Annotated in this window: 12 protein-coding genes and 1 pseudogene; 10 read left to right on the forward strand and 3 right to left on the reverse strand. The window is 29.6% G+C overall.

Going from position 1 to position 12,153, the window contains the following annotated elements; all coding sequences use genetic code 11:
- Positions 1-10 precede the first annotated feature (10 nt).
- The gene (locus CURT_RS01365) at positions 11-1,420 is read left to right on the forward strand and encodes an SLC13 family permease (RefSeq protein WP_018712486.1); all 1,410 of its coding nucleotides are present in this window, start codon (positions 11-13) and stop codon (positions 1,418-1,420) included.
- A gap of 9 nt (positions 1,421-1,429) precedes the next feature.
- Here CURT_RS01365 and CURT_RS01370 read toward each other — a convergent pair whose 3' ends face one another.
- From CURT_RS01370 to mqnF, 3 genes are read right to left on the reverse strand one after another with little or no spacing between them, the layout of a single operon-like run.
- Complete coding sequence (locus tag CURT_RS01370) at positions 1,430-2,320, reverse strand: ankyrin repeat domain-containing protein (protein WP_018712485.1); 891 nt, start codon at positions 2,318-2,320, stop codon at positions 1,430-1,432.
- A 21-nt stretch (positions 2,321-2,341) separates the two neighbouring features.
- Positions 2,342-3,199, reverse strand: coding sequence for a signal peptide peptidase SppA (sppA, locus tag CURT_RS01375; RefSeq protein ID WP_018712484.1), 858 nt, complete (start codon positions 3,197-3,199; stop codon positions 2,342-2,344).
- Positions 3,196-4,413: an aminofutalosine deaminase family hydrolase gene (gene mqnF, locus CURT_RS01380; protein ID WP_018712483.1), complete on the reverse strand. Its 1,218-nt coding sequence runs from the start codon at positions 4,411-4,413 to the stop codon at positions 3,196-3,198. The genes sppA and mqnF overlap by 4 nt, the downstream gene beginning before the upstream one ends.
- Before the next feature lie 86 nt (positions 4,414-4,499).
- On the opposite strand from mqnF, the gene aroQ reads away from it, so the two are divergent.
- The 9 genes and pseudogenes from aroQ to lepA all read left to right on the forward strand — a co-directional run bounded on the left by aroQ (position 4,500) and on the right by lepA (position 12,147).
- Positions 4,500-4,982, forward strand: coding sequence for a type II 3-dehydroquinate dehydratase (gene aroQ / locus CURT_RS01385; RefSeq protein WP_018712482.1), 483 nt, complete (start codon positions 4,500-4,502; stop codon positions 4,980-4,982).
- Positions 4,975-6,000, forward strand: coding sequence for a M24 family metallopeptidase (locus CURT_RS01390; RefSeq protein ID WP_018712481.1), 1,026 nt, complete (start codon positions 4,975-4,977; stop codon positions 5,998-6,000). Before aroQ ends, CURT_RS01390 begins: the two co-directional genes overlap by 8 nt.
- 3 nt (positions 6,001-6,003) lie before the next feature.
- Positions 6,004-6,507 (forward strand): 2-amino-4-hydroxy-6-hydroxymethyldihydropteridine diphosphokinase, encoded by a 504-nt coding sequence (folK, locus tag CURT_RS01395; protein WP_018712480.1) that lies wholly within the window; start codon positions 6,004-6,006, stop codon positions 6,505-6,507.
- A gap of 2 nt (positions 6,508-6,509) precedes the next feature.
- The gene (locus CURT_RS01400) at positions 6,510-7,097 is read left to right on the forward strand and encodes an LOG family protein (protein ID WP_018712479.1); all 588 of its coding nucleotides are present in this window, start codon (positions 6,510-6,512) and stop codon (positions 7,095-7,097) included.
- A gap of 22 nt (positions 7,098-7,119) precedes the next feature.
- The gene (gene mnmA, locus CURT_RS01405) at positions 7,120-8,142 is read left to right on the forward strand and encodes a tRNA 2-thiouridine(34) synthase MnmA (RefSeq protein WP_018712478.1); all 1,023 of its coding nucleotides are present in this window, start codon (positions 7,120-7,122) and stop codon (positions 8,140-8,142) included.
- Positions 8,143-8,485: 343 nt separating this feature from the next.
- A pseudogene (locus CURT_RS01410) lies at positions 8,486-8,608 on the forward strand (hypothetical protein); the annotation flags it as partial.
- An 81-nt stretch (positions 8,609-8,689) separates the two neighbouring features.
- Positions 8,690-9,628, forward strand: coding sequence for a ribose-phosphate pyrophosphokinase (locus tag CURT_RS01415; RefSeq protein WP_018712476.1), 939 nt, complete (start codon positions 8,690-8,692; stop codon positions 9,626-9,628).
- A 134-nt stretch (positions 9,629-9,762) separates the two neighbouring features.
- Entirely contained in the window at positions 9,763-10,284 is a 522-nt protein-coding gene (locus CURT_RS01420; RefSeq protein WP_018712475.1) for an isoprenylcysteine carboxylmethyltransferase family protein, read from the forward strand.
- A 69-nt stretch (positions 10,285-10,353) separates the two neighbouring features.
- Positions 10,354-12,147 carry a translation elongation factor 4 gene (gene lepA / locus CURT_RS01425; protein WP_018712474.1) on the forward strand — a complete coding sequence of 598 codons (1,794 nt, stop codon included), beginning with the start codon at positions 10,354-10,356 and terminating at the stop codon, positions 12,145-12,147.
- The last annotated feature ends 6 nt before the right edge of the window (positions 12,148-12,153 follow it).

Here is a 12,153-nt window from a genome sequence, read left to right on the forward strand (position 1 = left end):
AGGAGTTTTTTTGCAAGATAAAATATCACATATAACAAATAAAGGCTTAATTATTGTTTTAATCGCTACGATTTTATCATTTTTACTTTATGAATTTTTGCCTTACGATTCAAATGCAAATAAAGGTTTAGCAATTTTGCTTTTTATAGCTATTTTGTGGCTTACAGAAGCTATTCATATTACAATTACTGCTTTATTGGTTCCAGTATTAGGAGTGCTTTTAGGTATAGGTATAAGTTCTGAGAGTGGCTTTAGTCCGCTTGGTGTAAAAGATATGTTAATAAATTTTGCAAACCCTACTATATTTTTATTTTTTGGTGGATTTGCTTTAGCTACGGCACTTCATATACAAAAACTTGATGTAAAAATTGCTATGAAATTGGTCTCTTTATCTGGAGCTAAGCTTGGTTGGGCGGTTGTAATGATATGCGCAGTAACAGCCGTTTTATCTATGTGGATATCAAATACCGCAACTGCAGCTATGATGATACCTCTGGCAATTGGTATGATAAGCCATCTAGATAAAGAAAAAGATAGAGGAACAATAATTTTTGTGATGCTAGGAATTGCATATTCTGCAAGTATTGGTGGTCTTGGAACACTTGTTGGATCACCACCAAATGCCATCGCATCGGCTGAACTTGGATATAGTTTTTTTGACTGGATGAAAGTTGGGCTTCCGCTTACTTTTATATTTTGGCCCTTAATGCTTTTTGTTTTATACATTTTATTTAAACCTGATTTTCATAGAAAAGTTGATATTGGAGCAAGTGATGATACGCCTTGGACAAGAAGTAGAATTATTACGATTGTAGTTTTTATACTAGTAGCAACTTGTTGGATATTTTCATCATTTTTAAGCGAGCTTTTCAGTGAAATTTTAGGTAGAAAACTTGTTATAAGCGATGCACTTATTGCCCTAATTGCTGCTATTTTAGTGGTTGCTTTAGGACTTTGTAGTTGGGATGATATAGCTAAAAATACCGAATGGGGTGTTTTAATGCTATTTGGTGGCGGACTAACACTAAGTGCTATTTTAAAAGATTCTGGCGCATCATTAGTTTTAGGAAATGAAGTGGCAAATGCTCTTGGAAACGCACCTGATATTGTTATTATTTTCATTGTTGCGCTTTTTATTAAAATTCTAACTGAATTTACTAGTAATACCGCTTCAGCCGCACTTCTAGTGCCTGTTTTTGCAGATATTTCCATGCAAATTGGCATGCCAAAAGAAGTTTTAGTTGTAGTTATTGGAGTTGGTGCAAGTTGTGCGTTTATGCTTCCTGTTGCAACTCCGCCAAACGCTCTTGTTTTTGGAACGGGTATGATAAGACAAAAAGATATGGTAAAAGCTGGATTTTTACTTGATGTTTTAGTAACAATTGCTATAACTTTGTTTGCTTATTTTGTCTTGCTTTAAAATTGAAATTTATAAAACCTTAAAAGCCTTTTTGGCTTTTAAATTTTCTAAAATTTCAGCTATTTCAAACCTTCTATTTTCCTTAGCGTAATTGATGGCCTTTTCTAAAAGCTCTTTTTTGTCATCAAAAATTCCCAAATTTACAAGCTTTTTAACAAATTCTATATCATTAAAATAAGTAAGAGGGTTTATTGAACCAAGCCTATCTTTATCGCTAAAATCCTTAATATCAGCGTATTTTAAGAAAATATCTACGCTTTGCAATGCCCACTTTCTATCTTGTATAAAATCTTTACTTTTTCTAATTTTTTCTATTTCGTCATTTGTTTGATTTTTAGTTTTATAAGAAGATAGCCACTCAAATATTATGCGCCCAAAAAAATCTTTTTTTATTGGAGCTCCATTTTTTAATAAATACTCCATTAAATTTAAATCTTTATTATATATAGCAAAATATAAAATTTCCATATCACTATCTTTAAGTGGCATTTGCTTTATATCAGCACCTGCTTTTAAAAGCTTATCAAAAATTTCTATTTTATTACTAGTTGGCAAACCTGCAACGATACCTAGTGGTGTTAAATTAAGCTCTTGTGTATAAAAATTTAAATTCGGTTTTGCTTGTAAAAACGTATCTAAAAAGCAGTTAAAATCATAATCTTGCCAAAGGTCATAATTGGCTAAAACATAGTAATAAGTAAATAAAACTTCCATATTATCAGCGCCGTATTCATTTGTTTCAAATACAATTTTTGGGTTTTTATTTACAATTTCTTTGGCTACTTTGCAATTATTTGATGAGATAGCAAATAAAAGTCTCTCACTTTGGCTGTTACATTTACTCTCGCTTCCAATACAAAAACTAAAAACCAAAACCGCTATTAAAACCATCTTTTTCATTGTTAATGCCTTTATAAATTTTTATTTTACTTTCAAACTAAACTCACTCATTATCAAATTTACAAATTTAGCCGAAAATGCGTCTATAAACTCATCATATTTGCTTTTTTCTTTCCAAACAGGATTTTGAACACCTGAGATTTTAACAACTTCATCTTTTACTTTTTTGTAGTTGCTAATTTCATCGATTAAGCCCAAATTTAGCGCTTCATCAGGTAAAAAAACTCTTGCATTTGCCCACATTTTTTCATCATTTTTATTTAATCTTCTAGCAGTTGCAACTTCACTTACAAACAAATCATAGCTTTTATCTACCAAATCTTGAAGACTTTGTCTTTCAGATTGGCTCCAAGCTCTCATTATGGTTCCTGCTTCTTTAAACTCACCAGCTTTTACAACCTGATCTTTTATGCCTATTTTAGAAGCAAGTTCTTCGATATTGTATCCTTGCATTATAACACCAATTGAGCCGATAAAACTTCCTTTATTTGCATAAATTTTATTTGCCCAAACACCACTTAAGTAGCTTCCACTTGCCATTGTTCCACTTGCGTAGGCAATTACTGGCTTTTCTTTATTTAGCTCTTTTATAGCATTTGAAATTTCAAAACTTGGTGCAAATGCACCACCTGGACTATTTATATTTAATAAAACAGCCTTTATATTTTTATCATCTTGAATGCTATAAATTTCTTTTAAAATAGCACTTTCATCCATAATTGCACCACTTAGTTTTATTTCAGCCAAATTTACTCCGCTTTTTTCGATTTTCGTGCCTGAAAATCCAACTAAAATAAGCGTTATTAAAAACAAAACTATAAAAGCTTTTATACCAAATTTTAAAATATCACTAAAAAATTTACCGATTTCTTTCATCATTTTATTTTTTCTCCTTTTATAAATATATTTTTTGCCTCTTTTGTATTTAAGATAAGTTGAAGTGGAATTTGTTTTTCATCATTTACCTCAAAGCCTTTAAATACTACGATATCAGCTATTTTACCAACTTCTAGGCTTCCTAAATTTAAATTTAAAGCTTTTGCTGGATTTAGTGTTGAGGCTAGAAGTAAAAATTTAGCCAAATTTTGTAAATCAAAATCTTTATGGATTAATAAATTTGCTCTTAACTCGTCAAAGAAATTTAAGCTTATATTTGAGCTAAGTCCATCTGTTGCAACACATAAATTTATATCATTTTTTAAAACTTCTTTTAAATTTAGAGATTTTTTACTCAAAAGGCGATTTGAATAAGCACAATGAATTATTGAGTGAAGTTTTTTATCTAAAATTTCAAACTCTTTTAAATAAACACAGTGAATAAAAAGTGTTTTTATGCCTTCAAAATTTTCTATAAACTCTTTTATGTTGTAAAAAGGCTTTGGGTTTTGACTAAAGTTTTTAAGCCATTTTTTAAATCCACCACTTCCTTTTCTAAGCCATAAATTTTCATGATTACTTTCTAAAAAATGTGTTGAAATTAAAATTTTATTTTTTCTAGCAAATTCACAAAGTCTTTTTGTTAAATTTGGATGAGTGGAGTAGGGAGCGTGAACAGAAGCTGCTGGGATAAAAAGATCGTTTTTAAATTTATTAGAGTTTTCAAATCTTTTTAAAAAATAATCCCAGTTTTTTTCTACAACACTTTCATTTGCTCCTAAAAGCTCATTAAAATAAACAACTCTTAAAGGTGAATCCGCACACTCTTTTAAAGATGCCCCAAAACTTGAAATTTCTCCAATTGTTGTTACGCCTGAATTGGCTAGTGAATTGATAGCATTTTTTATGATTGTACCTTTTGCTTTTTTTGATAAATTGTCTCTATTTTTAACTATGCTTCCAACCCATTTTATAAAATCTCCATAAATTAAATTTGTTTTATTAGCACTAAATTCCAAATGTGTATGTGAGTTTATAAGTCCTGGCATTACAATATCATCACCAAAATCATAAATTTTAGCATCTGGATAGAGCGCTAAAAGCTCTTTAAAATTACCAGTTTTTTTGATTTTATCATCAAATGCGATTGACTTATTTTTTAAAACAGTGAAATTTTCATCACAAATTAAAATATATTTGGCTTTTAAAATTTTCATTTTAACTCCTAAAAGCCAAATTGTAGCGAATTTTTAGTTATATTTTGATATAATTTTATCTTTAATTTTATAAATAGGAGAAAAAAATGAAAGTTGTTATTATTCAAGGACCAAACATAAATATGCTTGGAAAAAGAGAGCCAAATGTTTATGGCGTTATGACTATGGAAGAAATTCATAAGCAAATGAAAGTTGTAGCTGATCAAAACAATGTTGATATTGAGTTTTTTCAAAGCAATTTAGAGGGTGAAATTATAGATAAAATTCAAGAATGTCTTGGCGATGCAGATGGAATTATAATAAATCCAGCAGGATATTCTCACACTTCAGTGGCTATTAGAGATGCAATTGCAGCTGTTAATTTACCAACAATTGAGGTTCATATTAGCAATATCGCAAGAAGAGAAGAGTTTCGTCAAAAAAGCTTGATATCAGCTGTAACAGCTGGACAAGTAATTGGCTTTGGACCGATTGGATATCATCTTGCAATGATTGCAATGCTTCAAATTTTTAGTCAAATTGAAGCAGTAAAAAAAGCTAAAGAAAATACTCAAAAAACAGATGAATAATTACATTTTAAAAGATGAAAATGCCGTATTTTATGAGTGTGGTTATAGCTGTGATAATGAAATCTTTTTAAGCATAAATGGTAATAATTTTTTTATAACCGATTCAAGATATGCTATTGAAGCTAGAAATTTGGTAAAAAATGCAGAAGTTATCGATGCTAAAAACCCACTGATAAAAGAGGCAAGACTTTTAATAAGAAAATTTGGGATAAAAAGCTTAGTCTTTGACCCAAATGATTTTACTTACGCTGATTTTAAAAAAATAAGTTCAAATTTATCACTGAATTTTATTTCAAAACCATTTTTTTCAAAAAAAAAGAGAATTATAAAAACTGATTTTGAAATTGAAATTTTAAAAAAAGCAGCAAATTTGGGAGCAAAATACTTTGATGAGTTTGCTTTGTTTTTAAATAAAAATGGTGAAAATTTGAGCGAATTTGAGCTGTTTTATGAGGCTGAAAAAATTTTTAAACAAAAGGGTGTTTTGGGTTTATCATTTAGTCCAATAATTGCTTTAAATAAAAATGCCGCAAAAGCACATGCTTTGCCAAGTAGTGATATTTTAAATTTTAATGATTTGCTTCTATTAGATGCTGGGGTTAAATATAAAAGATATTGTTCTGATAGAACTAGAACTGCTATTTTTAATAAAAATTTAAACTTTTCAAAAGAGCAAATTTTTAACTCCAATAAACAAAATGAAATTTATGAAATAGTAAAAGAGGCTCAAAGTCTTGCTATAAAAGCTGTAAAGCCAGGAGTTATGGCTTGCGATGTTGATAAAGCAGCAAGGGAATTTATAAAAAAACAGTGTTTTGAAAAAGAGTTTTTTCACTCAACTGGGCACGGTGTTGGTGTTGATATACATGAGTTTCCAAATATTAATAAAACAGATAAAACTATCTTAAAAGAGGGAATGGTTTTTAGTGTTGAGCCAGGAATTTATTTAGAAAATGAGTTTGGCATAAGAATTGAAGATGTTGTGGTCGTTACAGAAAATGGATGCGAAATACTGTAAAAAATGCAAATTTTAAATAATGGCTTTTATAAAATTAATGATGCAAAATGTTTTATAAAAAGCAAATTTTATCCTTTTAAAAGAGCCAAAAAAGAGTATTTTAAATATGAGTTTTATCTAGGAATTGGTGGAAATATTGGCGAAGTTAAAAAAAATTTTCAAAAACTTTTTCAAAAAATAAATAAAGACAAAAGATTTTTTATAAACTCAACTTCCCCAATTTTACTAAATAAGGCTTTTGGATATACAAAACAAAATGATTTTTTAAACGCTGTTATAAGAATTCAAACATCAAAAAGCCCAAATGAAGTTTTAAAATTAATGCAGCATTTTGAAATTTGTTTTAAAAGAAAACGAAGCTTTAAAAATGCTCCAAGGACTCTTGATTTGGACATTTTGTACTTCAATACAAAAGTTAGAAAAAATAAAAATTTAATTATCCCACACCCTGGTGTAGAAAAAAGAATAAGCGTTATAATCCCTCTTGGAATTATGTTAAAGGAATAGTTATGAAAAGTTTATTAGATGATGTTAAAAATTTAAATTTTACCTTACCTAGTGAATGTGTTACGATTTTTGGTTCAGCTAGATTCGATGATAATAATGAATTTTGTAAAAAAGCATACGAGTTATCAAAAATGCTTTCAAATAGTGGTTTTACTATCGTTACAGGTGGTGGAGGCGGGATAATGAAAGCTTCGAATAAAGCTGCTTTTGAAAACAATACTCAAAGTGTTGGTATAAATGTAGTGCTTCCAAACGAACAAAAGCTTAATGAATTTGTTACAGACGGAACTGTTTTTTCAAATTTGGCTTTAAGAAAAGTAGCATTAATACAAAAATCAAGTTATTTTATTATTTTTCCAGGTGGTTTTGGAACTTTGGATGAGCTTTTCGAAGTGTTTGTTTTAGTGCAAAATGGCATGAAAGAAGCTAAAATTTTTCTTTATGGTGTTGAGTTTTATAAACCATTAATTGAGTTTTTAAAAACATCACTTCTTTTTGAAAAAACAATTTCCTCTGTTGATTTAGATCTTTTTACATTAACCGATGATATAAATTTAATTTATGAGAAAATTATAAAATCCAAGATTTAAAAAATAAATACAAGGATAAAATTTGAAAATTTTAGTCGCATTAAGTGGTGGTGTTGATAGTTCGTATGTTGCAAAAACTTTAAAAGATGAGGGTCATGAAATAATAGGATGTTATATGAAGCTTCATAGCAAGCCTAATTATCATGAGCAAAACATAAAAAAAGTAAAAAAAGTAGGTGAGTTTTTAGGCATAGAAACTAAAATTTTAGATCTTCAAAATGAGTTTGAAAAAGAAGTTTATAGGCCTTTTATTGAAATTTATAAAAGCGGTAAAACACCAAATCCATGCGCATTGTGTAATAGAGCTATAAAACTTGGAAAATTACTTGATTTTGCCATAAAATTAGGTTGTGAAAAATTGGCAACAGGGCATTATGTAAGAGTTGAAAATGGACTTTTGAAAGTAGCACTTGATGAGAGTAAAGATCAAAGTTATTTTTTAGCAAATGTTAAAAAAGATGCGTTAAAAAATATGATTTTTCCACTTGGAAATAGTTATAAAAAAGATATAAAGGCTTGTATCGCAAATTTTCCTGAGCTCATAGAAATAGCTGGACAAAAAGAAAGTAGTGAAATTTGCTTTGTTGAAAATAGTTATATTGATATTTTAAACAAACATTTTAATACAAATACCCCAGGAGTTGTAAAAAATAGCAACGGCAAAATCATTGGAAAACATGATGGATATATGCATTATACGATTGGAAAAAGGCGTGGTTTTAGTGTTTTTGGGGCACATGAGCCACACTATGTCACTAAAATAGATGCTAAAAATAATGAAATTATCGTTGGGCTTAAAAACGAGCTTTTAGAAAATGAGTTTGAAACTATAAATTTAAACGAATTTTTAAATTTAGATGATGAGTTTAGGGCAAATATAAAAATAAGATATCGCTCATCAAAAATTAAAGGAACTATAAAAAAGCTTGAAAATGGCGGAACTAAGGTTATTTTAGATGAGAAAATAAGTGGCATTGCAAGCGGACAATTGGCTGTATTTTATGATGACTTAGATAGAGTTTTAGCAAGTGGATTTATAAAATAATTTTATTTTAAGAAAACATTTGCTAAACTAACGACTTTATTTTAAGGAGAAAATTATGACATGCCCCATGCTACAAGGCTTTAAGGGATTTTAATAGTTTCAAAGAAACAGGAAGTTTGTTTATAACAAAGTTTAGTTTTTTTGCGCCATTAAATTTTGTATTCTTTTGCATTTTCAGTGCTTCTCATTGTAACTGTATCTTTAAAAATAGGACAAATTCTTTTTTAAAACTTTTTAAATTACCAAAAGTAAATGGGCTAAGTTTTAAAAATGCTTCAAAAATACCACCTTTTTTATTTATGAAATATATTGGCATATAAAACTCAATCAAAAATTTGATTGAGTTTTACTAAAAGAAAAGCTTTGGATAAACCCTGATTGTGGTCTAAAAACCAGAAAATGGGAAGAGGTAAAACCAAGTCTTAAAAATATAGTTGAGGCCGTTAAAATAATAAGATCTTATTGAAAATTTAAAAAACAGAGAATAACTTCTCTGTTTTAAAGTTTAATTTCGCTAAAATAAGGCAATTTTATTTAAAGGTTTTTTATGCGAGGTTATAAAATATTTTCTGGAACTGCAAATGTTGAGTTTTCTAAAAAAATTTCTAAATATCTTTCTTTGCCGCTTGGTGAGTGTTCTATTAAAACTTTCAGCGATGGTGAGATAAGCGTTCAAATAGGTGAAAGCGTAAGAGGAAAAGATGTTTTTATCATCCAACCAACTTGTGCTCCGGCTAATTCAAATTTAATGGAGCTTTTAATTTTAAGCGATGCATTAAAAAGAAGCAGTGCTAGTAGCATAACTGCAATATTGCCATACTTTGGATATGCAAGACAAGATAGGAAGGCTGCTCCAAGAGTGCCTATTACTGCAAAATTAGTGGCAGATATGATGCAAGTTGCTGGAATTAGCAGAGTTGTTACTATGGATTTGCACGCTGGACAAATTCAAGGATTTTTTGACCAGCCAGTTGATAATTTATATGGTTCAATTGTTTTTACTGATTATGTAAAAAGTAAAAATCTTAAAAATCCAATTGTGGCAAGCCCAGATGTTGGTGGTGTAGCAAGAGCTAGAAGTTTAGCAAAAAAACTTGGTCTTGATATGGTAATTGTCGATAAAAGAAGAGAAGAAGCAAATAAAAGCGAAGTTATGAATGTAATCGGCGATGTAAATGGCAAAGATGTGATTTTAGTGGATGATATTATAGACACCGCTGGAACCATAGTAAAAGCTGCAGCTGCTTTTAAAGAAAGAGGAGCAACTAGCGTAATGGCATTTTGTACCCATCCTGTTTTAAGTGGAAAAGCATATGAAAATTTACAAAATGATTCTTTAGATGAACTTGTTGTAACTGATACAATTCCACTTTGCGAAAAGGGACAAAATTTTAAAAAAATAAAAGTTATAAGCGTTGCTCCACTTTTTGGTGAAGTTATAAGAAGAGTTTATCACGATGAGAGTGTAAATAGCTTGTTTGCTTAATAAGTTAAAGTGGTCGTTGTAAAAATAAAAAATAATCAAATTTGATTAAAATTAAAAATTAGTCAAATTTGATTTTAAAAATCACAAAAAAATTAGATATAATTTCAGCCTTTTAAATTTTGGAGGTTAATTTGTTGATTTATTTTTTAGTATTTATAATCTTTTGCATTAGGCTTTTATTTTTAAAACTTTCTTTAAAAAACGAAAGGGTTATTATAAATGGTGGTGGCGTAGAATATGGCAAGAAAAATAGTATAATTCTTACAATTATTCATATTTTATTTTATGTTTTTTGTTTGGTTGAAGCAGTTATTAAAAAACCAGTTTTTGATTATATTTCTTTAGTCGGAATAGGACTGTTAATATTTTCATTTTTAATGCTTTATTATATTGCAAACTCTCTTTTAAAGGGCATTTGGACGGTAAAACTAATGGTTGCTAAAAACCATATTTATAACAACCATTGGATGTTTAAACTTTTTAAACATCCAAATTATTATTTAAATATCTTCCCAGAATTAGTTGGTCTTGCTATGCTTTGTCATGCTAAATTTTCATTTATTTTATTAGCTCCAATTTATTTAATCATTATATTTATAAGAATAAAACAAGAAAATAGAGTTTTAAAAGAGATAATTATCCCAAATAAATTTTAAAATTTATTGTTTTCATATTTTTCTAAATTTTCGCTAAAATAATATAAAAATCAAATTTACAGGATAAAGATGGAAAGTAATATTAGAAATTTTAGCATTATAGCCCATATTGATCATGGAAAAAGTACTTTGGCTGATCGCATTATACAAGAATGCGGTGCAGTAAGTGATAGACAGATGAATTCGCAGGTTATGGATAATATGGACATTGAAAAAGAGCGCGGAATTACGATAAAGGCTCAATCTGTTAGATTAAACTATGAGCTTAATGGAAAAAAATATATTATAAATTTAATCGATACTCCAGGGCATGTTGATTTTAGTTACGAAGTTAGCAGAAGCCTTGCAAGTTGTGAGGGGGCTATCCTTGTAGTTGATGCAAGCCAAGGTGTTCAGGCTCAAACTATCGCAAATGTTTATATCGCGCTTGAGCACAACCTTGAGATAATTCCGGTTTTAAACAAAATTGATCTTCCAGCAGCAAATCCTGAGCGCGTAAAAGAAGAGATTGAGCATGTTATTGGGCTTGATTGTAGCGATGCCATAGAGGTAAGTGCAAAAACTGGATTTGGTATAGATGAACTTTTAAAAGCAATTATTGAAAGAATTCCAGCGCCAAAAGTTGCAAATGATAAGCCTCTGAAAGCTTTGATTTATGATAGTTGGTTTGATAATTATTTAGGAGCTTTAGCCTTAGTAAGAATTTATGATGGAAATATAAAAATAAATGATGAAGTTTTAGTTATGGGAACTGGCAAAAAGCATCTTGTTATAGATCTTTTATACCCAAATCCAGTTGCACCAATCAAGACAAAAGAACTTAAAAGTGGTGAAGTTGGGATCGTTGTTTTAGGTCTTAAAACAGTTAGTGATGTAGCAGTTGGAGATACTATAACGTTGTTTAAAAATAAAGCAAGTGAACCAATTGGAGGTTTTGAAAAGGCAAAACCTTTTGTTTTTGCTGGAATTTATCCTATAGAAACTGATAAATTTGAAGATTTAAGAGATGCACTTGATAAACTTAAATTAAATGATAGCTCTATAAGTTACGAGCCTGAAACTTCCGCAGCACTTGGTTTTGGATTTAGAGTTGGGTTTTTGGGATTGCTTCATATGGAGGTTATAAAAGAAAGGCTTGAAAGAGAGTTTGATCTTGATTTAATCGCTACAGCGCCGACTGTAACTTATGAAGTTTATAAAACAGATGGAAATATGCTTGAAATTCAAAATCCAAGCGAACTTCCACCGATTAATGAGATAGAAACCATCAAAGAGCCTTATGTAAAAGCTACTATTATAACCCCAAGTGAGTTTTTAGGTAACATTATAACTTTAGTAAACAATCGTCGCGGAATTCAGACAAAGATGGATTATATAACACCTGAAAGAGTGCTTTTAGAATATGATATCCCTATGAATGAAATAGTTATGGATTTTTATGATAGACTAAAATCCTGCACAAAAGGATATGCTAGTTTTGATTATGAAGTAAGTGATTATAGAGCAGGTGATTTGGTAAAACTAGATGTTAAAGTTGCGGGCGAAAACGTAGATGCTCTTTCAATCATAGTCCCAAGAGATAAGGCTTTAAGTAAAGGAAGAGATTTGGTAAAAGCCATGAAAGATATCGTTCCAAGACAGCTTTTTGAAGTAGCTATCCAAGCAAGTATTGGAAATAAAATAATAGCACGTGAAAATGTCCGTTCAATGGGCAAAAATGTAACAGCTAAATGTTATGGTGGAGATATCTCACGAAAAAGAAAACTACTTGAAAAACAAAAAGAGGGCAAAAAAAGAATGAAAGCCATCGGTAAGGTAAGCTTGCCAAGCGAGGCATTTTTAAGCGTTTTAAAGATTGATTAAAAGAAA

Source organism: Campylobacter ureolyticus (genome assembly GCF_013372225.1).
Taxonomy (GTDB): Bacteria; Campylobacterota; Campylobacteria; order Campylobacterales; family Campylobacteraceae; genus Campylobacter_B; species Campylobacter_B ureolyticus.